Here is a 26,210-nt window from a genome sequence, read left to right as displayed (position 1 = left end):
TACCTGGTCTACTTTCCAAAAACAATATCGTCCGGCAGTTCGTTGGCGTCGCCGGATTCGTAGGGGAAGTGCTGCAGGAGCGATTCCCCGATTTCCTTCACGCAAACTTCGATGCCTTCCACGATGCGCTGGCCGGAAAAGTGATGGCGCAGGATGTCGGCTTCATGTTTCCAGAAGTCGTCGCCCACTTTATCATGAATGCCCTGGTCGCCGAGGATGGCGAACTGGTGATCGCGGAGGGCGATGTAGAGGAGGACGCCGTTGCGTTGTTTGGTTTTTTCCATACCGAGGGAGAGGAATGCTTCGCGGGCGCGGTCCATGGGGTCCACATATTCGCAATGGCTTTCCACGAACAGGCGGATTTCGCCGGAGGTGAGCCTTTCGGCATGGCGGATGGCCTGAACGAGGCGGGATTTCTCGTCTTCGGTAAAGAATTCTTTTTTCCTGAAGGGGAACAGTTTCATTGGGAAACGTATGTTGGGCATCCTGTAAAAGACGGCCGGGGGCAGTGTTTCGCTGCCCCCGGGCCGCCTTCTGCGGAGGCGTTTGGATTAGAATTGCACTTTAGGCGCCTTGTCGGAGCCTTCGGCCGCCTTGAAGTAACCTTTCTCCTTGAACCTGCCGATACCGGCGATGAGGTTATTGGGGAAGGTGCGGATGCTGCTGTTGAAGTCGTTAACAGCGGTATTGAAATCGTTCCTGGCTACCGCGATCCGGTTTTCCGTGCCTTCGAGCTGGGCCATAAGGGTTTGGAACTGTTCGGTGGTGCGGAGTTGAGGGTACTGTTCAACCGTAACGAGCAAACGGCTGAGCGCGCCGCCCAGTTCGCTTTGCGCCTGCTGGAATTTCGCGATGTTCTCGGGGGTGAGATCGTCTGCGTTTACCTGAACGGAAGACGCTTTGGAGCGGGCTTCGATCACTTTGGTAAGGGTTTCCTGTTCGAAATTGGCGGAGCCCTTCACGGTGCTTACCAGGTTATCGATCAGATCGGCCCGGCGCTGGTACTGGGTTTCTACGTTACCCCAGGCCTTTTTCACCGTTTCGTCGCTCTTTACCATTCCATTGTACTTGCTGCAACCAAAAAAGCCCAGCAATACCAGGAGAATGATCACAATGATTCCAGTTTTCATATTGATTCTATTTTTAATGAAAATAACGGGTATGCTCAAACCTACAAACAATAACGGAAAGCGCAAAAATAGGTTTGATCTTGAAAGCGGTTACCAGCCAACTTCCAGCGGTTACCAATCCATTAACGGCGGTCGTCAGAAAGTTGAAAACGGGATACCAAAAAATATCTATGTTTGGATCGGATTTCCCGCCCATACCGCCAAACGGGGGCGGCCGCGGGAAACGCCCGGGAATGCCGATCCTTTGATAGTTTTGACACCCGCGTAACATTTCATTGTTCGCTATCTCGCTTATTTTTATTAACTTACTTAAAGTCTACTGCGTACATAATGAGTGCACAACATATTCACATCCTCTATATAGATGATGAGATTCACAATCTGAATGCTTTTAAAGCCTCTTTCAGAAGAATTTATACGGTGCAGACCGCAGAATCAGCCGAAGAGGCCTACAAGTTGCTGGAAGACCACGAGTTTCACATTATCATTTCGGACCAGAGAATGCCCAAAATGACGGGGATCGAATTTTTCGAATCCATTCTCAACAAATACCCCGAGCCCATCCGGGTCTTGCTCACGGGGTACGCGGATATCAATGCCGTGATCGACGCGATCAACAAAGGCCAGGTTTATAAGTACTTCTCCAAGCCCTGGAACGAAGACGAGCTTCGCCACAACATCGAGAAGGCGTATGAAGTGTACGCCCTCCGCAAAGAGAACCGGGAGTTGACGGAAAAACTCCTGAGCGTCAACGAGCAACTCGAGTTTCTGCTGCGGCAAAAGCTCATTTCCTGAGAAAGCAAACCGTTCGTTATACTCCGGAGAGGAAGGGTACGCCCTTCCTTTTTTTATGCCCTTTCCGACCGGAAGCAATGCCGAACAGCCTTTCAGCCGTACAAGGGAGTGACACAACGGCGGCCCGGCCAGCGGCCTCCCGGCCGGCCGGCCATCATTTTTCGTCCTCCGGAAACGGGCCGAGTGCCAAATTCCACTAAATTGCGTCCATTGTGAACGTTTAATAGCTCAAAAATGCAAGTTTGGAAAGATTACCAGGCCCAGCACAAAGACCGTTTCCTGAACGAGTTGCTGGAACTGTTGAGGATCCCCTCCGTCAGCGCGGACTCCCGCCACAATGAAGACACGAAAAACTGCGCCGAAGCAGTGAAGCAAAGGCTGGTGGAAGCAGGTGCTGACAAAGTGGAGGTGTGCCCGACTGCCGGTCATCCGATTGTTTACGGCGAAAAGATCATCGACCCGAAACTCCCTACCGTACTCGTTTACGGCCACTACGACGTGCAGCCGCCCGACCCGCTGAACCTGTGGGACAGCCCGCCGTTCGAGCCCGTGATCAAAGACGGCAAGATTTTCGCCCGCGGATCGGCAGACGATAAAGGCCAGTTTTACATGCATGTGAAGGCGTTCGAGACCATGTTCAACACCAATACCCTTCCCTGCAACGTGAAATTCATGATCGAAGGCGAGGAAGAAGTGGGCTCCGGCAACCTCGGCAAATTCCTTTCTGAAAATAAAGACCGCCTGAAAGCGGACGTGGTACTGATTTCCGATACGGCCATGATCAGCCTCGACACGCCTTCGCTGGACACCGGGCTTCGCGGCCTGGCGTACATGGAAGTGGAAGTGACCGGCCCGAACCGCGACCTGCACTCCGGCGTTTACGGCGGCGCGGTGGCCAACCCGGCTACCATCCTGGCGAAAATGATCGCTTCGCTGCACGACGAAAACAACCACGTCACCATCCCCGGTTTTTACGACGGCGTGGTGGAATTGACCGACGAAGAGCGCAAAGCCCTCAACAGCGCGCCTTTCGACGAGGCAGACTATAAAAAGGACCTGGGCGTGGACGAGCTCTGGGGCGAGAAAGGCTATTCTACCTTCGAGCGCACCGGTACCCGGCCTACCTGCGAAGTGAACGGTATCTGGGGCGGTTACACCGGCGAAGGCGCCAAAACGGTATTGCCTTCCCAGGCGTTCGCGAAGATCTCCATGCGCCTGGTGCCCGGCCAGGACTGGGAAAAGATCTCCGACCTGTTCGCGAAACACTTCGTGTCCATCGCACCGAAATCCGTTAAAGTGAAGGTAACGCCCCACCACGGCGGCGCTCCTTATGTTACACCGACGGATTCCGTAGCCTTCAAAGCGGCGAGCGAAGCCATCAACGCTACTTTCGGCAAACAGCCCATCCCCGTTCGCGGCGGCGGCTCCATTCCCATCGTGGCCCTGTTCGAGAAGATCCTCGGGCTGAAAACGGTGCTCATGGGCTTCGGGCTGGACAGCGACAACCTGCACTCTCCCAACGAGAAGTACGGGCTGGACAACTATTATAAAGGCATCGAAACCATCCCTTATTTCCACAAGTATTTTGCGGAACTGAGCGGTAAATAATGACCGTTTTTAACGGAAAAGCCCGGCTGGTACGACCAGGCCGGGCTTTTTTATTATGGTATTAATACCTTCTTACTTTCTGACCGCCGCGATGCCGGGGAGCTCCTTGCCTTCGAAGAATTCGAGCATGGCGCCGCCGCCGGTAGATACGTAGCTTACTTTGTCGGCCAGGCCGAACTGGTTTACCGCCGCAACGGAGTCGCCGCCGCCTACGAGGGAGAACGCGCCGTTTTCGGTCGCTTTCACGATGGCGTCGGCTACGGCTTTGGTGCCGCCCTGGAAGGCGGGCATTTCGAACACGCCCATGGGCCCGTTCCAGAGGATGGTTTTGCTGGCGGCGATCACTTCGCTGAATTTGGCGATGGATTTTTTGCCGATATCGAGGCCCATCCAGCCGGCGGGGATATTGTCGTTGGAGACTTCCCGGGTGTTGGCGTCTGCCGCGAATTTGTCTGCCGCGATGGAATCTTCGGGGATGAGGAGTTGCACGCCGAGGGATTTTGCTTTGGCGAGCAGTTCGAGGGCGAGGTCGAGTTTATCGTTTTCCACGAGGGAGTTGCCGATTTCCTTGCCCTGGGCCTTGAGGAAAGTGTAAGCCATGCCGCCGCCGATGATGATGTTATTGGCTTTGGACATGAGGTTCTCGATGATGAGGATTTTGTCGGACACCTTGGCGCCGCCGAGGATGGCGGTGAAGGGTTTTTCCGCGCTGTGGAGCACTTTTTCGGCGCTGGCGGTTTCGGCTTCCATGAGGAGACCGAACATTTTCTTCTCTTTCGGGAAGAATTCGGCGATCACGGCCGTGGAGGCGTGGGCGCGGTGGGCGGTGCCGAATGCGTCGTTCACGTACACATCGCCCAGTTTGGCCAGTTTTTCGGCGAAACCTTTGTCGCCTTTCTCTTCTTCCTTGTGGAAGCGGAGGTTTTCGAGGAGGAGGACTTCGCCCATCTGGAGGTTATCTGCGGCTTTTTCGGCGGCTTCGCCGATGCAGTCTTCCGCGAATTTCACGGTGGCGCCGTCCAGCAGTTTGATGAGGTGGTTGACCAGGTGGCGGAGGGAATATTTATCGGTGGGGCCGTCTTTCGGGCGGCCGAGGTGGCTCATGAGGATGACGGCGCCGCCGTCTGCGAGGATTTTCTTGACGGTGGGCGCGGCGGCCTGCATGCGGGTGTCGTCCGTGATTTCGAGCTTATCGTTGAGGGGCACGTTGAAATCCACGCGCACTACGGCTTTCTGGCCTTTGAAATTATGCTGGGAGAATTGGCTCATTGTTGGGTGAGTTTTAGGAAAGTAAGACAAAAAACCCTCCGCACGGCTGGGTTTCAGCTGGATGCGGAGGGTTGGCGATATGATCGGCGGGCTTGATTATTTGGAGATCAGGCCTGCGAAGTGCTTCACGGTGCGTACGAGTTGGGAAACGTAGGACATTTCGTTATCGTACCAGGAAACGGTTTTCACCATTTGAACGTCGCCCTGCGTCATCACTTTGGTCTGTGTTGCGTCGAACAGGGAACCGAAGTGGATGCCGATGATGTCGGAGCTTACGATTTCGTCTTCGGTGTAGCCGAAAGATTCGTTAGCGGCGGCTTTCATGGCTGCGTTCACTTCTTCTGCCGTTACCTTTTTGGAGAGGATGGTGGTCAGTTCGGTGAGGGAGCCGGTGATGGTGGGAACGCGTTGGGCGTTGCCGTCCAGTTTACCTTTCAGCTCGGGCAGTACGAGGCCGATGGCTTTAGCGGCGCCGGTGCTGTTGGGCACGATGTTGGCGGCTGCGGCGCGGGCGCGGCGGAGGTCGCCTTTCGGGTGCGGAGCGTCGAGGGTGTTCTGGTCGTTGGTGTAAGCGTGGATGGTGGTCATGAGGCCGGTAACGATGCCGAATTTATCGTTCATTACTTTTGCCATGGGAGCGAGACAGTTGGTGGTGCAGGAAGCGCAGGAGATAACTGTTTCGGAACCGTCCAGGATATCGTGGTTTACGTTGAATACAACGGTTTTGAGGTCGCCGGTGGCGGGGGCGGAGATCACCACGCGCTTAGCGCCGGCGGTGATGTGCGCTTCGGCTTTGGCTTTGTCGGTGAAGAAGCCGGTGCACTCGATTACCACGTCGATATCGTGGTTTTTCCAGGGAATCTGGGAGGGATCTTTCTGGGCATATATCTTCACTTCCTCGCCGTTTACAACGATAGCGTTGTCGGTGTGCTTCACGTCCTGTCCAAATCTACCTTGTGCAGAGTCATATTTCAGCAAATGTGCCAAAACCGCGGGGCTGGTCAGGTCGTTAATCGCTACCACGTCGATGCCGGGCATGTTGTAAATCTGGCGGAAGACCAGGCGGCCGATGCGACCGAAACCATTAATACCAATTTTAAGAGAAGTTCCCATTTTACACTGTAGTTTGTAGATGAAAAATTGAGTAGCGAAATTACAAGGTTAGCGGGGATTAATCAATAACTATTTACTTAACTGAATTTTTTTTTGGAAATTTCGAAATGGATATTACCTTTGCAATCCCAAACGGGAAATGCCGCGTTGGTCAATCGGCTAAGACGCCTCCCTTTCACGGAGGAATGACGGGTTCGACTCCCGTACGCGGTACATAACAAAAAATCCTGCTTCTTTGAGCAGGATTTTTTGTTATGTCCTATTATATTGAAACCCCATATTCAATTTTCCTGAATTTTTAACAGCTCAACGGAAAAACCCAATGTTCCAAGTCGTTTTGCCGCATTACGCAAGGTAATCTTGCTAAAAAAAGGCAACGTAGGTCTATGCCCTTTATCCGAACTAATCACGCCAAAAATAATTTTGAATTCAGCTGCACTAATTTTCCCTGTAGGAACTTTAAAGCCTCCCGTAAGTCGTTTGTTTAATTCGCTACGAAATTCACTATCCGAGATTAGTAATTCTCCTGACACTGCTCCCTGATTAAACAAATGACTAAGGACAGATGAGCCCCCTCTTCTCTTTACATGAACAATCTCCTTACCTTTTGAATAGAGATCGCAAAATTCGATCTTGCTCCTACCCCCTCCATACGTAATATTCTCCCTGTCCATCAGCATAAAATCCTTGTTTGATTTACAGACTGCTGCATTATAGGCTCCTTCATCTTTGTGATTAAATATGGGCAACTTCAAAGTTGACAGCGCTATTCTTTCGTAATAACTATTGACATCATTCACATAGTCATTACTGATCTCATACCACCTTCCGTTAACAATTACGAATTGTTTATCCGCAATTGATATTTCAGCGCTAATACATTCGTAAATATCCCACACCTCTTTTTCTAAATCGTCTACGCCAATTACTTTAACTTTTCTCGCTTTCAATTGATCCGCGCTCGTGAGTTTACCCCGGAAAGCCTGTATTAGCCTTTCAATATCCAATTCTGCTTCCAATGTTCGGGCATGAGGAATATAGGAGTACCCTTTAACATCCACTTCATCAATAACTGCGGGAACGGAAAAACAAACATTACTATAATCACCTTTATTTAACAATTTCACAAGGGCCGCATCAAGTTTCCTTATAATCTCTTCACTTCTTACAAATGCAATATGGTCAACCCAATCGAAATGCTTTTTGTACTCGTTACTTTGATACCTTGTGTAACATTTTATCAAAAATGCTTTTAATGTCTTCACGTTTACATCTACGTTTACTGAAAGTGCATCAGTTCCGGAAATTGTTTTTCCAAGAAATTCATAGTTTGACTTCCCCTTTAACGATGTCAATAAATCTTGCTCTATATCAATTCCAAAATCCGCAGTTGATACCCCCTTGCTCATCTGCTCATCAGATCGTTTGACAATTGTTGCAATATTGTGTTTTTTAATACCCTTTACATTTTGATGATGTACAGAATTGAGAATTACCCGTAGTCCAAAATTTTCTACTATTACGTTTGGCCTGATCATATGCCTTCCTGTACCAAAAGAAAGAACGAAAGTGAGAGTTTCTTTTTTGTGCACGACTCTGGTAATGTATAACCCTTTAGCTGAAGAAACCATCAAATCGTCAATATCTGATAATTCGGAAAGGAAAAAATCGTAAATCCAGCGAGGAGTTTTAGGACTTGAACTTTCAGTGAAAAAATCCCCACTTTCTAATCGCAAATGCTTCCCGTATCCTGAAACAATATCCTGATTATCTGACACACCCTGTTTAATGAGATAAATAGTTAATTTGTTTGCCATAATTGATATTCAAATTCTGAAATCGATACATTTTCGGGCTTTTTGCAACAGATGAAATCAAGATATAGATTCGAAATATTCTAAAATGGGTGAACAAAAAGAGAGCATTTTTAGGCAACATCTAACCAAATTGACATTTTTGACGATTTATTAAAAACACTAATTTATACAACCATTACATGCGAATCCAAGTGAACTCCTCAAAAAATTAATTTCAAGTGCTTTTTCGTGAAACATCATAAATAAAAAACAAAGGCACGATCCCTCGTGCCCCTATCCCCTGAACCCAGCATAAACTCCCTACCGCAACGTCTTCATCAACGCGGAAATGCGCTCCTGTCCGAATCCCGCGTCCTGCGCCTTCCGGAACATCTGCTGCGCGAACCCGGCAAACCCGCCGTCGATCTTGTTCTCGGCCGACAGGCGCACCATCAGGTCGAACGTCCCGGCGCAAATATCGATCGAACTTTGCGGCTCGGCATAGCGCTGCTGATGGACGTCGTCGCCAGTATCCTTGATCATCTGCCCCAACACCGGTGAAATATCCCTTACCATCTGGCCAAGGTCTGCCACCGACATACCTTCCGACTCCATAATCCCCGCACCGTTCAAAAATCCGATCATCATACCGAACATGCTCGACAACGCAGCGAGGTCCCAGGCGGATGCAGCACCGGGCGCTTCACCCATGTATCTCAGTCCGCCCCCGAGGATCCGCAACGCCGGCTCCGCATGCTTCCAGGCCACCACGCTGCCCGACAAAAAGATCGGTGTTTCCGCCGCGCCCATTTGCGACGGCGTAGCCAGAATAGCGCCATCCAGGTAGGCGGCGCCTCGCTCCGTAAAAGATGCTGCCATGGAACGGGCATCCTGCGGCGTACCGGTACTAAGTTGTACAACCGTTTTCCCTTCGAGCGATACGCCGGCCAATACCTGTTCCGTTGCAGGATAATCGAGCAGACAAACCAATATGATATCGTTTTCCGCGACCGCGCGGTGAATATCCGCGGTAAAAACAGCGCCGGCTTCCACCAGTTTACCCGCCTTCGCCTCCGAACGGTTCCAAACGGTCACCTGTTTTCCCTGCTCCAGGAGCAAACGCGCCAATACGCTTCCCATAGCGCCTAATCCGATCATTAATATTTTTTCTTTCATCTCGTTTTCTTTTTAAATGTTGAATATGGTTGGATCAGAAGATGGCAGCGCCGAGGGCCCGCCAGCCATCTTCGCTTTCACCACACAAAGAAACGGCAAGCGGAAACGGCTGACAATACGGGAAAGAATAGTCAGGTAGGGATAATTTTATCCCTGTCCGCCGAAACCCTTAATTTCGGTGACGTAAAACCCAGGCGATATGTATGAGAAAAAAATCCCGAAAGATTTCAGTTGCGGCATGGCCGTTTTGATGGAAATTATCGGAGGAAAGTGGAAGTCGTATTTGTTGTTTCTCATCAGCAACGGCATCCGGCGGCCGAGCGAGCTGCACCGGCAGATCCCGACAGCAACGGCACGTGTGTTGAATTTGCAGTTAAAGGAGCTGGAATTTCATGGCATTATCCAAAAGGAGATTTACCCGGAACTTCCGCCGCGCTCGGAATATTCGCTCACAGCCCTTGGGCAGTCGCTCATGCCCGTCATTAATGCCATGGACGCCTGGGGAAGCGGGCATGTCGGGGAGTTCCAGCAATTGATGGAGCGCAAAAGTGAGGGATTGCTGTCTTCCAAGTAAACGGACGGAAAATTTCAGCTATCCTTCCCCCTCAAAATAAAACACTCGGGCCTTACAGCACGGGCACCCCATCAAGTCATTAAGTTCACCATTTACTCAATATTCACATCGCAACACATTATTCGTTACCCCTTGCCTTCTTCCAATTGCGCTGTATCATAAAAAGCCCAATCCAATAGGGCAAAAATATCGGAACGAACATCCCTACCAACAGGCCTCTTATCCCTTTACTGAATACCATTAACATTATAACTGCCACCCACAATATGGCGACGATCCAGTTAAACCGGATGGCCAGCTTCCTTTCCGACCGAACGAGCTCCCCCATCAGTACAAACAATATTCCCGGCAAAATCGCCCCGATCCAGTTGCCCACGCGATAAGCTGCCTCGTCTGGGGAATTGCTGACCAATGCATCGCCGGTGCCGACGAAGGTTACCATCCAACCTGCATAACAAATCATAAACAATCCGAAGAAGATGATGATCCACATATAAACGACCAGCCATTTCGGCATCAGGTCGCGTCGGCGCGGTGTATTGAATGCTTCGAATTCCTCGTCGAAAATAGTATGGTCTTGATTCATGGTATAAGTAAAATTGACAAACACAATATAATATTAAAATATATCAAGTCTGCATTCCAGATATACCTAAGTTACCGTATTCCATTGCCGACCGCTTTTCCCATGTTTTGTCCCCGCGCATAAAAAGCGCCCGGACCTCTCAGCCCGGGCGCCCCTATCAAGTCCTAAAAATCATCAATCCTTCAAAATCCACATCACACCATTGGTATTGTCGCCACCGGGATACTGGCGCTTCACGGCATCGTCCATATTCGTATTGTTATAGGTCAGCTCGTTGGACGGGTACAGCCAGCGCACGGGAAACGCGGTGCTGGGCGTGTTCAGGTTGGAGTTGGGATTGAGCTTGAAGACCGGGTACCCCGTTCTCCGGTTCTCGAACCAGGCATTGTAATTCGCGCCCTGCAGGAACCCGGCGATGTATTTCTGCGTGATGATCTGCTGGAGCTGCTGCGCCGTAGACCCGGTAAGCGCATTGGCGGTGATATAAGCCTGGATATATCCGGCGTCGATTTTCATGTTGTGGTGATAGTCGACGTTATCGGGCGTGTAATCTGCCGTGAAACGCATCGCCTCGCCGATACCCGCAGCGTAATACGTTTGCGCGGGCGAATTGGCGATCCATCCGCGGAGCGCGGCTTCCGCCAATACGAACTGCTGGTCCCAATACCCGAACACGCTCACCGGCTCCGCATTCACCAACTGCACATACCGGTTGTTCAGGTCGGCGTAGTCTTTGGACACACGCTTGTCCTGCAGCACCGGGAAAGGATCTGAAGGCTCCGCTCCCGGATAGGCGTCCCAGTCGGAAGGGAGCTTCCCTGCGGCGATCTGCACGGGCGAAGGTTTCGCGAAATAGAAAAGACGGCGGTCGCCGAGGGCTTTCAGCGGATCGAGGAAAGTGGACGTGAGCATCGTGTAGTTCGATTTCACGAAAGAGTTCCCCGAACCGGCCGGCACGTCTGACCAGGGATAGTTCTGCCCCTGTGTATTGTTGTAAGCCAGCGCGAAGTTGTCGCTGTAATTGCGCATCAGCGGACGGTTGTTCACGATGTCCTGGAACCGCTGGATTACCTTGAGGTCCGTATCCGCCGTTTTGCGATACAGTTGCATGAGCACATGCAATTCGAATCCGTTCACCACCCGGCGCCAGTTGTCGACCTTACCGTTGAAGATAGGATCGCCGTCGAAGTTGGACCCGCGCGACAGCAGCGCGTTGGCACTGTCGAGCTCGCGGAGGATGCCCAGGAAAACGGTTTTCTGGTTGTCGTACTTCGGTTGTACCACACCGTCGGATTCTCCTTTAATGGCATCGGTATACGGAATATCGCCGACCTGCATGGTGGTTTGGTAAAACTGCCAGGCGCGGATGAACGCCGCAAGGCCGGAATACGAATTCCGCTGTGCGTCGTCGAGCGCAGCGGCCACCATGGGCGACACGTTGCGCAATACCGCCAGCCGCTCGAAGCTGGCCCGGTTGAGGCGGTTGAACTGGAAGTTTTCCTGGTTCTCGCCCCAGGTGATGTACTTGCCCAGCATATAAGGCTGCATAAAGCCCTTGGTAGTGGCGATAGTGCTGCGCGTTACGCTGAGGAGCATGCTGGTGGCCAGCATGCCGGAGTTTACCTTGTCGGTCTTATCCGGATTGGTGTTGATCTTTTCGAAGTTGGAACAGCCCGCCAGAACGGTTGCTCCCAGTATCATCGTATAAAGTTGCTTTTGTTTCATGTGTCGATGTTTTGATGGATGAATGGCCCGATCAGAAATTTACCCGCAGGTTCATGCCCAGCATCCGCGCCGAAGGCGAATTCAGGTTTTCCGTGTCAACGTCCGGATCGGAGAAGCGGAATTTGGTGAACAGGAACAGGTTTTGCGCGGTTACCGCTACGGAAGCGTTGCGGATGCCGTAACGGTGCAGGAACCCGGAAGGAAGGCGGTAGCCCAGCGACATCTCCCGCACTTTCACGAAAGATTTCTTCTGCACGCCATAATCGCCGGCCCTGAATTTCTGGGTGTAGTCCTGGTAGGAAACGGCCACGTCGTTCGGGGCATATTTGCGCGTATCGGTGAGGATGTTGCCGTAGTTGTCGTACGTTACATCGCCCGACACTACTTTCACGCCCTGGCCCACATAGTTCGTTTTGTTGTTCACCACTTCATCGTACCGCCAGTTATTATCCGTATCGGGATGGGTGCCGGTATCGAACATTTTGTCGTTCACATAGTTGTACATCACGCCGCCGATACGCCCGTCCACATTCAATCCCACGGTAAAATCGCCGATGCGGAAGGTGTTGATGAAGCCGAAGCTGAACTTGGGATCGGTGTACCCGTAATTCATGTCATAATCGCTCAGCACGGGCATCCCGCTATTGTGGATCACGTTGCCCTGCGGATCGCGGAGCCAGTAATTGTCGAGATAAACGTCTTTCCGTTTACCAGCCGCAGCCCAGGGGTTCTTCGGAGAATAGATACTATCCAGCGAGGCATAATACCTGTGATTCACCGTATAGTTGATGGTAGATTGCCATTCGAAATTCGCTCTTTTGATCACGCTGCCGGAAACGGTGATCTCGAATCCTTTGCGCAGTTCGTCTTCGTTGAAGTTGATGATGGTGGAAGTGAACCCGGAAGATTGCGGGATCTGGGGATTGAATTTCCGGTTATAGAACAGTTTGTTGAAATAGGCGATGTCCACATTCAGGCGGTTGCGCCAGAAATAGGCGGCGGTACCGATTTCCCAGGTCCGGATAGAAGTCGGCAGCACGCTGAGCGGCAGCAGATTGCTGGGGTAATTGGCCGAGTTGAGGTTGTTCCAGGCCTGCGGCGTGGTGGAATACAGCCGGTTGATCTCGTATACGTCCGCCGGCGTTTTATAGTTGGCCCATGATCCGCGGATTTTCCACATATCCGTGAACTTCGGCATGTTGAACAGTTCGGACAGCACCACGCTCGAGCCGATGGAGGGATAGAAATAATCGCGGTGCTCCTTCGGTTGCGCAGAGTTCCAGTCGTTACGCCCCGTTGCTTCCACGAATACGGCATTCTTCCAGCCGAACGCTGCCCGGCCGTACAGGCTGTTTACCTGGCGGGCGCCATGCATCTGCGCGATCGCCGCCGGGCCTACCGATCCTGCGATGGAAAAATAGCGGGGAGACGAAAGCCCGTTACGCGTTGCTGCGGAAACGGTATCGTTCGTATAATAATAGATCGTTCCGCCGGCCATGAGATCGATCGTGAAGTCTTTCACTTTCTTTTTATAGGAAAGCATGATATCATCGTTCATGCTCCAGCCTTTAGAGGCGATGTTGCGGTAATACCCTTTCGCATCCCAGCCACCGCGGGTGGAGAAGATGTTGGCGGTGGGGTTTTGATACGTTTCTTCGTTGCTGTAGTTGTCGAACCCGATCCGCACCAGCAGGTTCAGGTCTGGCGTGAAGCGGTAATTGGCGGTCAGGCTGGCGTTGACGGTATTTTGCTGGATACCGTTAAGTTTTTCGTGGGCGATGAGGTAAGGGTTATCGTACCAGTTGGTGTACATCCAGTTCTGGGTTTTATTGGGCACTTTCCAGTAATCCCTATACTGGCGGATGTCATATTCCGGGCCGGTCCACATGGTGAGCTGGTAAATATATCCCTGGTTGCCATATCCCGATCCCCAGACCTGCGGCGCCATTCTTTTGCTGATGCCGGTATGCGCCTCGAGGGTAAATTTATCGGTCGCTTTCAGTTCGCCTCCCATGGTGAAGTTGAACATGTTGGCGCGGGCGTTGGGGAATTGCCCTTTATTATATATATGATTGAGCGATGCCCGGAAGCTGCCGTTCTGCCCGCTTTGCGACACGCTGATATTATTATTGGTCACTACGCCCGTTTCCATGAAGTTCTTCAGGTTGTTTTTCCCGATGGAGCGGAGCGGACGGTTGTCTTCGAACTGTTTGGTTTCGGGGTTCCAGTCTGTGGCGGTGTTCCCGATATCGAGCTTGGGGCCCCAAACGTAGTCGTTATCGATTTGTCCGTTTTGACCGCGGCCGTAGGAGCCCTGCACTTTCGGAATGGCGAGGAACCCGGTTTGCAGCATGGTGTTGCTGTTGACGGAAACGGAGAGCCCTCCGCCGGAGGCTTTCTTCGTGGTAATGAGGATTACGCCGCCAGACGCGCGCGAGCCGTAGAGCGAAGAAGCCGTAGGCCCCTTCAGCACGTCGATGCTTTCGATATCGTCAGACGGTACGTCGCGCAGGGTGAGGTTGCCGTACGGCACGCCGTCTACCACCAGCAGGGCGCCTTCTCCCCGTAGCTCGATGGTCGGTTTGGCGAAGAATTCGGTGGAGTTTTTCACGACAAGGCCAGACACCTGGCCGGTGAGCGAAGTGGCCATATCCACGCCTTTCACCGTCTGCAAGGCTTCACCCTTAACTTTCTGCACGGCGTAGCCGAGGGCTTTTTCCGAGCGCCGGATCCCCAGGGCCGTTACCACCAGCTGGTCCAGCGCGATGGCAGACACATGCAGTACGATGCGGACGTTCTCTTCCGCGCCCACGGTATATTCCTGCGGATTATACCCCACGAGTGAAAACACCAGCACATCACCGGCTTTGAGGCCGGCTAAGGTGAATGCGCCGTTGCCATCGGTGATCGTTCCGCGGGAAGCGCCTTTCAACCGTACTACCACGCCCGGCATGGGCGCGCCGGTGGAGTCGGCCACGGAGCCGCGGAGGGTGATTTCCTGCGCAGTGAGGCTGCCGGATTGGGCAGCCGCATTTTGCGCGGCCGTTTCGGCCCTCACCACGTACAGTTTACCGCCGATTTTCCGGCAAACAAGGCCCAGCGGAGCGATGTAGCGGTTCAGCTCGGCTTCGATGTTGTCTTTTCGGAACCCGGTTTTATCGGGTGAAGCGATCTTTTTTCCTTTAAGTAACGTGGCGTTGTAGTTGAACCGGACATCGAACCGGTGTTCCATGTCGTTCATAACGGAAATGAGCGAAACCTGTTCCGGTGTGGCTGTTTCACGCCCCGGTTGCGCGCTCGTGACGGGGAGATTGCATAGCAATAGTGCAACCATGATCAGCCCGGAGCTGATGGTTTTGATTCTGTTCATAGCGAGGATGTGTTAGTTTTGGCTGAAACGCTATTGTTTGTTCACATGTAGTCGTCTGTTCCCGATACTGATTTTGATGGAAAATGTTTGTTCCAGCGTAAGGATCGATTGCTGCAGGTCGCTGGTAGAGAGGTAACCGGTAAAGACCAGGTTTTCCGTCTCCGGCCCGTCGAACGTAGCGGCATAGCCGAATTGTGCCTGCAGGAAGCCCATTACTTCTTTGAGCGGGCGTTCCCGGAAAGGCAGCAGTTCGTTTTTCCAGGATGTGTGCATGAGCGTATCCGCCAGTTGGGTAGATACCTGTTGCGCTTTTGCGTCGTACACCGCCATTTCGCCCGGCTGCAGGATCACTGCTTTCCCGCCGTCTCCCACCTTCACCTTACCCGTATTGAGCACCACTTCCGTGGCCTGCTCTCCGGATTTTACGTTGAAGGAAGTGCCCAGCACGGTGATATCCAGCTGCTGTTGCGTGTGGACGATAAAGGGTTTGGACGCATGCCCGGCGATGGTGAAAAACGCTTCCCCTTCCAGCCAGGCCTCGCGGTTGGCGCCGCCGCGGAAAGTGAGGCGGGCGTTACGGTTGAGGCTGACTTCGGAGCCGTCTTCGAGCCGGATGACCTGTACCGACCGGGTGTTGTTGACATAGCGCTGGCTATCGGCGGACCGGTCCCACAGCAGCCAGGTACTTAATCCAACAACGGGCAGCAATACGGCAGCGGCTTTCCACCAGCCGAGGCTGCGGACGCGCACCGGCGCGGCGGGGCGGACTTCAGACAGGATGCGCATCCTGATCTGTTCTCCGGCATCCTCCGGCATTTGCGGCCAGTTCCTGGTCGGCGGGAGCTCATCGGCCAGCGGCAGGGCTTCCGGGAGGGGCGATCCCTCCAGGTAATCCAGCAACTCCTGCCGTTCAACGGGCGTGGAGGTGCCATCCGCCAGTTTGACGAACAATTGCCTGATCCTTTGCTGTTTGTCCTCCATCACAAGTAATACGATCGAAAAATGGGGAAAGACGATCCCCGCCGAAAAAAAATTTTAACCCTGCTGCGCGGCGTATACCGCGGCGAGCAACATGGCGATGTCCGCATTCCGTAAAAGGTAAACCCGGACGAAACGGGACGCCTTCACGAGCTGATCGCGGACGGTGTTGATGGAAATGCCCAGCCTGTCGGCGATTTCCTTGTTACTGTACCCGTCTACCTTACTCATGGTGTAAATCAGCTGGCGCTGGGCAGGTAGCCGGGATACGGCGTTGTGTTTGAGCGTTTCGAGCTGTTTGGAATACAGCAGATGTTCGGAGGAAGCCGTCCCTTCTTCGAAAGCGTGCATGAAATATTGCCGGAATGCCTGCTGATGCACGGCTTTCTTCAGATAGTCGAGCACATAGTTCCGGGCGGAACGGAAGAGATAGGACTTAATGGAACGGTCGGGGTCCAGGGCTTCGGCGCGCAGCCAAAGATGCATGAACACCTCCTGCACAGCATCCAGCGCCACGTCCTGCGAGCCGCAGAGCTTCAGAACGTAACCATATAGTTGGTGGCGGTACCGGTCGTACAGCACATTAAAAGCAGCGGCATCACCCAACCGAACCTGGCCGCACAACGCTTCATCTGTTGCTTCCAACATCGCGAATTAGATTTGATACAAAATAAGAAAAACTTTAACAGACTTAAATCGTCTTTCCGCCGGCCGGTCGCTATTTTTTCATAATCCACTGAAAACAAATCAATTACCAAAGCAACAACTGACGGTGGTTTCATTTATCCTTTTGATTATCAGTATTATATATACCTTTCAATGATGTACCCGCAATCGCCATTCCGTTAAGAAAACTACCTTTGGTTGTCGAAAAACAACGGATAGTGGCGGCTTCACAACCAAATGTGGTGGCTTTAATTTGATCCGGAAAAGGGAAGGGACCAATTTTGTGGCGTCACTAAAAACCGACATCGTTATGCTAAATTCCAGAACCATCGGCAACAAAATCGCCGAAGCCCGCAAGAAACTGAATATCTCCCAGGCCCAGTTGGCGCAATCCCTGTTCATCAGTTCGCAGGCAGTGGGCAAATGGGAGCGCGGAGAATCCATGCCGGACATTGTTACGTTCAACCGCCTCGCGGAAATATTGCAGGTAGACCTGAATTACTTTTCGGATGGCTTCCCTTCCACCGAAAAATCGGAAACGATCTTCACGGCCTTCCCGCCCGCGGCGCAAACGGTTGCGCCTCCAGAAAAAAAGCCGGTCTGGGACATGTCTGGCGGCAGCTGGGTGGACGCGGATTTCTCCGGGCTGAAAAACCTCCACGAAAAATTCAGCGGCTCCAATCTCCAACGCTGCAAATTCATCGGCTCAGACATGCGCGGCCTGTTGCTGAAAGGCAACATGATCGAGGGGTGCGATTTTTCGGGGTCGGACATGAACGGCAGCCAGCTCGAAAAATCGTACGTCACCCACGATAAATTTACCGACTGCTCCCTCCGCGACGCCAAATTCACTTCGAGCCACTTCAAGGACTGCGATTTTACCGGCTCCGACCTGTCGGGCGCGGAATTCGACCACAGCAGCGTCCACAAAAGCAGTATGGCGGGCGCTATAGTACAGGGTACGGTTTTCCGCGAATCGGATTTTTCGGAAGTGATTTTCGAAGGAACGGTGGAAGACGGGTATTTCGATAATTGTGCGTTTTCCAAGGTTACATTTCAAAACACACGGCTGATCAACACCTTTTTCAAATGCAGCACCCGGAGCCTGAAGCATCTCAAATTCGTCAATTGCCAGGCCGACCGGCTGACGATGGAAATGTTAAAAAGCGGAAAGGCGGATTTGAGCGGGATTACGTTGATACCCTCTTAAAACCAGCATCCGCAAGCCTTTGGGGCCGCTCGTCCACGGGCAGCCCTTTCGGCGTTGGGGATTATTCCTTCGCCGCCATCTCGCCGCGGTGCAAATGCCTGGACAGTACCTCCTGCGCCCGGGCGGGCTTCCCGGCCTTGAGCCAGCGCACGATCTCGCGGTGCTCGCGGTCGGTTTCTTCGTAATCGTCCATTTGTGAAGCCTGTGGCCCGCGCTTCAGGTGGAACAGCGGGATGTTGCTGAGCTCGTACAACAACCTGAGCTTCGAGTTGCGGGAAATGCCGATGAGCGTTTCGTGGAAACGGATATCCGCCTCGCAGGCGCCCGACCAATAACCGTTGGCCACCATGGCGCTGAAATCTTCACAAAGCACTTCCAGGCTGGCGATGTCTTCGGCCGTAAGCCGGCTCCCGGCGAGGCGGAGGGCGCCGATCTCCAGCAATTCCCGCACTTCACGGACTTCCCGCAACCGGTCTTCCGTCATCGATTTCACAAAATATCCGCCTTTGCCGCCCTTTTCCAGCAAACCTTCGCCCAGCAAACGGTTCAGCGCCTCGCGGACCGATACGCGGCTCACTTCCGCCCGCGCCGCCCAATCGTCTTCCTTGAGCCGCGAACCGGGGATCACCTGGTTCGCGAGGATTTTGTTGCGCAGCACTTCATATACTTTCCCCGATTGAGATTCGGCTTTCATACCATTGTATTATTCTACGTCTTTCGCGTGGTACGCCCTGGCAGGGGTCACGCGGTATTTTCCTGCACCGGCGGTAAAGTGAACGGTATTGTTACCGGCCACCACATCCAGATTGACATCCATGCCACCGCCTTCCTGCCGGATATTCCAGAATCCCGGTTTCAGGCCGGCGAGCACCACCTGCCATTGCGCACCTGAAGGAACCTCCACGGTGAAAGGCTTTTCCGCATCGGCGGCGCCTGCGCTCATACATACCACCCTATCCGCAACGATCAATTGATACATTCCGTCTTTTTCCGCAAACTGAACGGGCAGCGGCTTCGCGTCGCCTTCGGCCATCTGGAAGACGGTGAGGAACCGGTCGCGGGGATGCGGTTCTGCGGGCGACACCATCATGCGGAAAGCGCTGGCTTCCGGCTTGGTGGATTTCACTTCGAAACGGTTACCGAAAGTACTGTTGGCATCGGGGCCGCCGAGCACTTCCAGCTTACGGTCTGCCGCGGCGGGGAGGAGCATCTGCACGTGTGTTCTGCCTTCGGCGCCGTTCAGCGCGTTGCGCAATATCCAGGTATCGCCATCGGTCTGCGGGGGGTGCAGCGTATTGATCTGCCAGTATTTTTGGAACGAAGGATCGGCCGTGCGCATATCATCGGTCAGGATGATGACGGCGGGCACGTCTTCGCGGAAGAGGTTCAGGAACAGGAACCCGCGGGCATACTGCGCGATCTTCGAAGAATAGGCCCCGGTAAGATCGGCTTTGAAATAGCTGAAGGCGGGCTTTTGCACGGAGGGACCAAACGCGGCAGACATCACTTTCCCGTTATCGAACCAGGGATCGGTGGTGGTTTCTTCCGGCGACTGCGGGAACCGCTGGTTGAAGCGCGCACCGCCGTCCTGCAGTTTTGTGCGGAAGCGGAGTTTCTCTTGCGGGTCCATGGCCAGCATCATGCTATGCGCGATGGATCTTTTATTGAAATTGAAATCGTACGGCGTTCCGTAGGAAAGGTACAAACCGATATCGCCCACCTGGATGCCGTGATGATAAATCTGCAGCGCACCGGCGTCTGCATGCTGGTGATTGGCGAAATGGTAACCACCGCCTTTGATCTCCGCGATCACATCTTTGCTTTCGGGATTGTTGTTCCATCCCGTCCGCGCCACCACGCCACCGAGCACTTTCCCGAAATCCTTCGTCAGCGGGAGCTTCGTCAAATCATGGTCCGCTTTCAATGCGGGATCGTTCACCAGCAGGAACAATACCGGATTGTCCGGCAAACCGCCCTGCCGCTGGAACTCCGCCTTCAACACGGGATCGTTGGCGTAGGCATAGCCGAGCAACATGGCCATGGGCTGCTTCCAGTACAGGGGCGCGCTGCCGCCGCCTTTCACGGAAAACATATCGCCGTCGCGGAGCATATACCCGTCGGGCAGGCGCATGTAGAGCCAATAGTACGGAAGATGTTTGATGTTGTCGTCGAACACGGGTTGGCCCGTCATCCTGTAAAACAGCCACACGGCATGCATTTCCCACATGAGGCGGTAAGCGCCGTAATCCACGCCCTGGTTGTGGCGCGGCGATTCGTACTCGAATTTGCGCATGGGCACCAGCTCTTCGAGCACGGTGTAGGAAGTGTATTTGTAAGGAAGGGGATCTTCGTCGTACAGGGCGATAGACATGGCCAGCAGGTCGCGGCTGATCTGGGCTTCGTTGCCATGGCCGTTGATGATGCTGTCCATGAACGGCGGCCATCCAATTTCCATGTCGCGCGCGAGGCGGAGCATGTGGAAGCGGAGGTTTTCCAGTTCGGATTTGCCCAACAGGTCGAAGCACCAGTCGTACACCAGTGCGGCCACGTAAATCGACCGGCCGATCTCGCGGGTGATGTCGCCATAGGTCACGTTCCCGAATTCGAGGACAGACAGGTAATCCTGCATGAGTTTCGCTGCTTCGCGGCCCACGGCTTTATCGCCGGTCATAAGGTAATAGAAGGCTTTCGTTTCCACGGCTTTCTCCACATCTTCCCGGTAAAAAATCTCTTTCTGCGGATCGAATTCGAACGAGAAGGGAGAAATGGCGGCGGCGCGTACTTTTTCCCACGCGGCCTTGTTTTCGCCCTGGGTGAGGCGCGCTTTGATGACGGGCAGCTGTTGCGCCGTTGTCCAGATGCGCGGATGCCCGGCGGGCGGCGTGATGCGGGGCTCGTAGCGTTGCGCTTTTTCCGGGATGGCAGGATCGTTGGCATTTTTCCATTCGATCCAGGCGAGGCGCATGCCGTCGGGCAGCCAGATTTTCACGGACCGTTCGCCGGCTTCCATCTCGAATTTCCCGGAAACCTGGCGGTTGCCGTGGTAGGCGTCGAACAAAATGCGCCTGGTGGGCCGGTGGTTCCCGATCTGTATTTTGACGTGGGCGGCTGCAGCAGGTGCGCCTTCCTGTTCGGGAACGGCGAAAGTCGACAGTTCGTACCACCCTTTCGCCGGGATCTTTACGGTGAAGGTGAGGGTTGCCGGGCCGGAGGGGTCGGCCTTCACGCCGCTTTTCAATCCCACCACCTTCCCGTTTTCGCCGGCATTCACTACCACGGCCGATTTCCCGTTCAGTTTCGCCAGGCGGGCCGGCTGCCGGTTCACGTACTTATCCCCCACTACCGCCGGGTACTGCTGGGCAAAAACGGTCACTGAAACGAAGCTCAGCAAGGCCCAGATCATCCAGCCAGATTTCACTTTCATATTCATAAACTATTCCATCTCATGATCGTTGATAAAAACCGGATTCCCCGGAGCTTTCGCCCCCGGGGAACCGGCACAAACTACAGTGGTATCTTAATACCCCGGATTCTTCGCCATATTCGGATTGGCCGCCAGTTCCGATTCGGGAATGGGCTGCACTCTCCTGAAGTCGGACGTTTTTACTTCCACGTAGGCCGAGTGCGCTTTCGCGCCCATGTCGGGCCGGTTAAAGGTAGCATTCTGGCGGTAGAGGTCAAACAACCGCAATCCTTCGAAAGCCAGCTCCTTCCGGCGCTCCGCGATCACCGCATTCACCAGCGCGGCGCCGGTCAATGTATAGGCCACCTGGTCGGGGTCGCGGTTTTGCGCTACCATGTTCAGGTATTTCTGTCCTTCGGTGTTGTTATTGAGCCGCGCTTCCGATTCGGCGAGGATGAGCAGCACTTCCGCATAACGGAGCAGCTTGATCTCGTCGCGGTCGGTATTGGTGACGTTCTGGTATTTGTTCACGTAATGAACGGTCTGCGTACCGCGCACGCCGTCCACGATGAGGCTGCGGCGGCGGTCGGTGGCGGAATAGAGGTCGTACAGCTCGTCGGTGGCCAGCATGTCGCCGAGGCTTTTGGAGGAATAGATCGCGTCCAGCCCTTCCACGCCTGCATTGGCGGTGGCGTTGTTGTTCAGTTCGAAAAGCGTTTCCTGCTTGTCCGTCCGCGCTGCGTTCGACGCCCAGAAAGCCGTGAAAGCCGCTTCAGTGGCTGCGAGCGAATATCCGCCTTCATCCACTACCTTTTTTGCCGCATCGCGGGCTTTGGCGTATTCGCCCATATAGAGGTAAGCGCGGGCCTGGAGGGCTTTTGCGGCGTATTTGGACAGGAAGTTCGTATTGCTCGGATGCACGTTCATGCCGGTGGCGGGCATGAGGTCGAAGGCTTTGTCGAGATCGGAAATGATCTGTGCATACACTTCCTTCACCTTGTTGCGTGCGGGTTTGATGAGCGATCCGCCGACGCTGGTAGGCAATATCACTACCGGAACACCGTCTGCCTCGGGGTTTTCCGCGTAAGGTTTGGCGAAGAGGTTCACGAGATAGAAATAATTCAGCGCCCTCAACGCATACGCCTCGCCCAGCATGTGGTTCACGTTATTGCTGGCGGCCAGGCCGGCGTAAATGACGCGATTCGCCTGTTGAATGACGTAATAGGCCGACGACCAGATATTGGCCGCCTCGGCGGAGGAGCCCACGAACGTATAGTTGTTCATGGGGATCAGCCGGCCGGAATTGGAGCTGGACAGGTACACGTTGTCTGCCAGCAGATCGCCGAACAGGGGCACGTTCCGGCCGAAATACAAAGAACCGGTCATGTTGCGGTACGCGCCGTTCATGGCTTCCAGCATGCTGCCTTCGGAGATGATAGCGTTGCCGACCGACACGCTGGTGGAGGGCTCTTCGTCCAGGAAGTTCTTCCCGCAAGACGCTGCCGTGAAGCTGGCTGCGGTCAATATGGCGATATATGCATGTCTTTTCTTCATGTGTCTGATTTTTTAAAGGCCCACGTTAATGCCGATGGTAAACGTTTTGTACTGGAACATATCCTGCGAGTCGAGCCCGCTGTAGGAAACTTCCGGGTCGAAGGGCAGGCGCTTGTCGAACGTTTTGGTGAAGAGGTTGGTAGCCCTTCCGTACAGCGCCAGTTTGGAAACGCCCAGTCTTTTCACGAATGCCAGGTTGTTGAAATCATATCCCAGCTGGATGTTTTTCAAGCGGATATGATCGCCTTTGTACAGGCGGTAAGTGCTCACCGTGAGGTCGGATTTCGTCGTGAACTTCGGCACGTCGGTGATCTGGCCCTCATAGGTCCAGCGGTGGTCGAAAATGTACTGGTACTTGTTATTGATGTAGTAGTTGCCGAGCGTGAAGTAAACGTCCTGCGCGCTGAGGATGGAATATCCCAAAGCATAACTGAAGTCAACGCCCAGCGAAACGCCCTTGTAGGTGAACATGTTGTTGAAACCGCCCGTCGCTTTGGGGACAGACGTCCGGCCGAGCGGGATCATTTTCGCATCGCCCGGTTTGTTGGTAGTGGCGGAGTGGGACTCGTCGGTATAAAACAGCGGATCGCCGGTTTGCGGGTCTACACCGGCATATTCGCGCATGTAGAACGTATTGAAGTTGTAGCCTTCCTTCAGGTAGAAGTTACCGTTCTGCACGGGGGTATTGGCCGGCAGTTTGGTGATTTCGTTCCGGTTGAAAGCGGCGTTGAAATTACTGTTCCAGGTGAAGTTTTTGCTGCGGACGATATCTCCACGGAGCATGAACTCCCAGCCTTTGTTGGCCATGGCGCCTACGTTCTGCAAAACGGACGGGAAGCCGGTGGTGAGGGATGTAGGCACGCTGCGGATGAGCCCGTCGATATTGTTATAATAATAATCTACCGACAGCATGAACCGGTTTTTCGCGAACCCGAAATCGGCGCCCACATCGAACTTGCGGGAAGTTTCCCAGGTAAGGTCGATGTTGCCGATCACGTTATATGCCTGCCCGATGACGCCTGCGTAGGAAGATCCCAGGCCATAGCTCACCTGCGGCAGCCATTGGTAATTGCCAAGGCTCGCGTTGCCGGTGGTGCCGTAAGAAGAGCGGAGCTTCAGCGCGGAGAAGATGCCCTGCTTTTCGAAAAACGCCTCTTCATGGAGGTTCCAGGTTCCGCCTACCGACCAGAAAGTCGCAAAACGGTTGTTGGATGCGAAGCGGGAAGAGCCATCGCGGCGGAGCGACGCATTCAGCGCGTATTTATTCTGATAGTTCACACTGGCGTTACCGTACGTGGATACAAAAGCATAATTACTGTAATCGCCATACACGCTTTGCGGCGTACCCGCGTTGCCCAGGGCCGTCAGCCCGGGGTGCGACGACGGGAAACCGATCCCGTCCGCCGACATTTTATATTCCTTCGAACGCTGCGCTTCGTAGCCCACGGAGGCCGTGGCGTAGAAATCTTTGGCCGCGTCGATGTCGTACCGGTAATCGAGCTGGTTGCGGGTGAGCCAGTTGAAGAAACGGGAGTAATAATTGCGGCTGCGGCCTTTCAGCGTGCCGCCACCGTCGCCCATCACGGGGTTGAGGTAGGTGGTTTCTTCCAGCGTATTGTAATCGGCGCTCACGTAGGAGGTGAAAAACAGTTTGTCCCAGATATTGTACCGCAGCTTGGCGTTGCCCAGCGTTTTGAACATGGACAGGTAGCGTTTGTCGTTCTCCGTGGTCCACAGCGGGTTGTAAATCCCCGGGAAGTTGGTGTTGCCGGAAGTGGAATTATTGATGGAACCGTCGTCGTTATACGCCAGCTGGAACGGCCGGAGGCCGCGTGCGGCCCAGATGGGGTTCGACGAGAAGTTGGTGGTGGTGGGCGTGTTCTGCCCGACGTTCGAGATGTTGAGGCCCAGCGATAATTGCAGGCGTTTGTTGATCTGGTGGTCGAGATTCACGAGCCCCGAGATCCGTTTCAGATCGGCGCCGATGGTGGTGGCTTCCTGCCCGAAATATCCTGCCGATGCGAAGAATTTCGTTTTTTCGCCGCCGCCATTGAGGCTGACGTTATATTGTTGCTGTTTGCCGGTGCGGGTGATGAGGTCGTACCAATCATTGCTTTTGCCGCTGTTGAGGCCGTAGCTGTTGGCGAGGTCTTCGATCTGTGCGGGCGTGCTGCCGCTGTTGGCGAGCGCTTCGCGGAACATGATCGCGTATTGTTCGGCGTTCAGCATTTTCCCGGCTTTCGGCAAGGGAATTTCGCTGGAAACGCCGCCTTCGGCATCTACCCTTACCTGTGTTTTCCCCGATTTGCCGCGTTTGGTGGTAATGAGGATCACGCCGGCTGCGCCGCGGGAACCGTATACCGCCGTGGCGGCCGCGTCTTTCAGCACGTCGATGCGATCGATATCGTTCTGGTTGAGGCCGGCGAGGGCGTTGGAAGTGGTGGAATAGGAAGTGAGCTGACCGGAGTTCACGATCATCCCGTCGATAACGATGAGCGGGTTGTTGCTCAGTTGCAGGGAGCTGACGCCGCGGATGCGGATGTCCATGTTGGCGCCGGGCTGGCCGCTGGTGATGGGGGCGGTAAGGCCGGCTACCTGGCCCTGGAGCGACTGTGCGAAGTTGGCGAAGGGTTTGTTTTCGAGGGTGCTGCCGTTGACGGTGTTGATGGAACCGGTGGCGGTAGCGGAGCTGAAATTCCGGTAACCGTCGGTGATCACTACTTCGCCGAGGGTTTTAATGTCTTTTTCCAGTTTGATGTTGATGACGGATTGGTTGGCCGGCACCTGGCGGGTTACGTAACCCACCATTTTAAAGGTAAGGGTGGCGCCTTCGGGCACGTCTTTGAGTGTGTAGAAACCGTTTCCGTCGGTGATCACGGCTTTGGAGGTGCCGGTGATGGCTACTACAACGCCCGGCATGGGGGCGCCTTCGTCGTCGGTAACGTTACCGGAAATCTGGCTGAGAACGATGCGTTCGCTGGCGGTAACCAATACGGGCCTTGCGTTGGCCGTGCCCGGCAAAACGCCTGCGCCCATCACCGCGATGCAGAGCGCTGCGGCCTTTACTGCCGCGGATTTGCGGACGGCCGACAACCGTGCATTTTTCCCGATATGAATTGTACGATCCATACTTCAGTGAAATAGAAGATTAAAGAATTGAATAATTACCGTTGTGCTCCTGATTAAAAAGCCATAACAGGCATACGGAGAAATATGCCGCGGCGGTGCTTCATGTCTGCATGTATCGTCATAGGCAA

General features: G+C 53.8%; 20 protein-coding genes and 1 tRNA gene. 6 read left to right on the top strand and 15 right to left on the bottom strand.

The genetic code is table 11. From position 1 onward, the window contains the following. Positions 1-8: 8 nt before the first annotated feature. A complete protein-coding gene (locus tag ACQKLP_RS23650; protein ID WP_423737401.1) occupies positions 9-464 on the bottom strand; it encodes a TPM domain-containing protein in 456 nt (151 codons plus the stop codon). A gap of 87 nt (positions 465-551) precedes the next feature. Then, complete coding sequence (locus tag ACQKLP_RS23645) at positions 552-1,130, bottom strand: LemA family protein (protein WP_427325457.1); 579 nt, start codon at positions 1,128-1,130, stop codon at positions 552-554. A gap of 31 nt (positions 1,131-1,161) precedes the next feature. Here ACQKLP_RS23645 and ACQKLP_RS23640 point away from each other — a divergent pair, with 31 nt between their 5' ends. From ACQKLP_RS23640 to ACQKLP_RS23630, 3 genes are all read left to right on the top strand, one after another. Then, entirely contained in the window at positions 1,162-1,398 is a 237-nt protein-coding gene (locus ACQKLP_RS23640) for a hypothetical protein (protein ID WP_427325456.1), read from the top strand. 62 nt (positions 1,399-1,460) lie between these two features. After that, positions 1,461-1,925, top strand: a complete 465-nt coding sequence (locus ACQKLP_RS23635; RefSeq protein ID WP_126243993.1) for a response regulator — start codon at positions 1,461-1,463, stop codon at positions 1,923-1,925. 234 nt (positions 1,926-2,159) lie between these two features. Further along, positions 2,160-3,533, top strand: a complete 1,374-nt coding sequence (locus tag ACQKLP_RS23630) for a dipeptidase (protein ID WP_427325455.1) — start codon at positions 2,160-2,162, stop codon at positions 3,531-3,533. 72 nt (positions 3,534-3,605) lie between these two features. Here ACQKLP_RS23630 and ACQKLP_RS23625 read toward each other — a convergent pair whose 3' ends face one another. Both ACQKLP_RS23625 and gap read right to left on the bottom strand, forming a co-directional pair. Continuing rightward, positions 3,606-4,802 (bottom strand): phosphoglycerate kinase, encoded by a 1,197-nt coding sequence (locus tag ACQKLP_RS23625; protein ID WP_427325454.1) that lies wholly within the window; start codon positions 4,800-4,802, stop codon positions 3,606-3,608. Positions 4,803-4,898: 96 nt separating this feature from the next. Next, complete coding sequence (gap, locus tag ACQKLP_RS23620) at positions 4,899-5,915, bottom strand: type I glyceraldehyde-3-phosphate dehydrogenase (RefSeq protein ID WP_126243996.1); 1,017 nt, start codon at positions 5,913-5,915, stop codon at positions 4,899-4,901. A 141-nt stretch (positions 5,916-6,056) separates the two neighbouring features. Here gap and ACQKLP_RS23615 point away from each other — a divergent pair. Further along, a tRNA-Glu gene (locus ACQKLP_RS23615) sits at positions 6,057-6,128 on the top strand. Positions 6,129-6,196: 68 nt separating this feature from the next. Here the strand turns inward: ACQKLP_RS23615 and ACQKLP_RS23610 are convergent. Then, complete coding sequence (locus ACQKLP_RS23610) at positions 6,197-7,732, bottom strand: DUF6119 family protein (RefSeq protein WP_427325453.1); 1,536 nt, start codon at positions 7,730-7,732, stop codon at positions 6,197-6,199. A 300-nt stretch (positions 7,733-8,032) separates the two neighbouring features. Further along, a complete protein-coding gene (locus tag ACQKLP_RS23605) occupies positions 8,033-8,887 on the bottom strand; it encodes an NAD(P)-dependent oxidoreductase (protein WP_427325452.1) in 855 nt (284 codons plus the stop codon). 199 nt (positions 8,888-9,086) lie between these two features. Between ACQKLP_RS23605 and ACQKLP_RS23600 the strand changes: the two genes are divergently transcribed. Next, positions 9,087-9,461: a winged helix-turn-helix transcriptional regulator gene (locus ACQKLP_RS23600; protein ID WP_427325451.1), complete on the top strand. Its 375-nt coding sequence runs from the start codon at positions 9,087-9,089 to the stop codon at positions 9,459-9,461. A gap of 118 nt (positions 9,462-9,579) precedes the next feature. On the opposite strand, the gene ACQKLP_RS23595 is transcribed toward ACQKLP_RS23600, so the two are convergent. The 5 genes from ACQKLP_RS23595 to ACQKLP_RS23575 all read right to left on the bottom strand — a co-directional run bounded on the left by ACQKLP_RS23595 (position 9,580) and on the right by ACQKLP_RS23575 (position 16,768). Continuing rightward, entirely contained in the window at positions 9,580-10,047 is a 468-nt protein-coding gene (locus ACQKLP_RS23595; protein ID WP_427325450.1) for a hypothetical protein, read from the bottom strand. 174 nt (positions 10,048-10,221) lie between these two features. Further along, complete coding sequence (locus ACQKLP_RS23590) at positions 10,222-11,772, bottom strand: SusD/RagB family nutrient-binding outer membrane lipoprotein (protein ID WP_427325449.1); 1,551 nt, start codon at positions 11,770-11,772, stop codon at positions 10,222-10,224. 31 nt (positions 11,773-11,803) lie between these two features. Next, entirely contained in the window at positions 11,804-15,142 is a 3,339-nt protein-coding gene (locus ACQKLP_RS23585) for a SusC/RagA family TonB-linked outer membrane protein (RefSeq protein WP_427325448.1), read from the bottom strand. A gap of 30 nt (positions 15,143-15,172) precedes the next feature. Next, positions 15,173-16,123 carry a FecR family protein gene (locus ACQKLP_RS23580; RefSeq protein WP_427325447.1) on the bottom strand — a complete coding sequence of 317 codons (951 nt, stop codon included), beginning with the start codon at positions 16,121-16,123 and terminating at the stop codon, positions 15,173-15,175. A 54-nt stretch (positions 16,124-16,177) separates the two neighbouring features. Further along, positions 16,178-16,768 (bottom strand): RNA polymerase sigma-70 factor, encoded by a 591-nt coding sequence (locus ACQKLP_RS23575; RefSeq protein WP_427325446.1) that lies wholly within the window; start codon positions 16,766-16,768, stop codon positions 16,178-16,180. A gap of 328 nt (positions 16,769-17,096) precedes the next feature. On the opposite strand from ACQKLP_RS23575, the gene ACQKLP_RS23570 reads away from it, so the two are divergent. Continuing rightward, complete coding sequence (locus tag ACQKLP_RS23570; RefSeq protein ID WP_427325444.1) at positions 17,097-17,996, top strand: pentapeptide repeat-containing protein; 900 nt, start codon at positions 17,097-17,099, stop codon at positions 17,994-17,996. A gap of 61 nt (positions 17,997-18,057) precedes the next feature. On the opposite strand, the gene ACQKLP_RS23565 is transcribed toward ACQKLP_RS23570, so the two are convergent. The 4 genes from ACQKLP_RS23565 to ACQKLP_RS23550 all read right to left on the bottom strand — a co-directional run bounded on the left by ACQKLP_RS23565 (position 18,058) and on the right by ACQKLP_RS23550 (position 26,082). Further along, entirely contained in the window at positions 18,058-18,690 is a 633-nt protein-coding gene (locus ACQKLP_RS23565) for a GntR family transcriptional regulator (protein ID WP_427325443.1), read from the bottom strand. Between the two features lie 9 nt (positions 18,691-18,699). Continuing rightward, complete coding sequence (locus tag ACQKLP_RS23560) at positions 18,700-21,420, bottom strand: hypothetical protein (protein WP_427325442.1); 2,721 nt, start codon at positions 21,418-21,420, stop codon at positions 18,700-18,702. Positions 21,421-21,513: 93 nt separating this feature from the next. After that, positions 21,514-22,953: a RagB/SusD family nutrient uptake outer membrane protein gene (locus tag ACQKLP_RS23555; protein ID WP_427325440.1), complete on the bottom strand. Its 1,440-nt coding sequence runs from the start codon at positions 22,951-22,953 to the stop codon at positions 21,514-21,516. Positions 22,954-22,965: 12 nt separating this feature from the next. Then, positions 22,966-26,082 (bottom strand): SusC/RagA family TonB-linked outer membrane protein, encoded by a 3,117-nt coding sequence (locus tag ACQKLP_RS23550; protein ID WP_427325439.1) that lies wholly within the window; start codon positions 26,080-26,082, stop codon positions 22,966-22,968. Positions 26,083-26,210: the final 128 nt, after the last annotated feature.

Source organism: Chitinophaga sp. NPDC101104, assembly GCF_050277495.1.
Taxonomy (GTDB): Bacteria; Bacteroidota; Bacteroidia; order Chitinophagales; family Chitinophagaceae; genus Chitinophaga.
The sequence above is the reverse complement of the archived record's forward strand: the minus strand, read 5'-3'. Positions and strand labels throughout refer to the sequence as shown.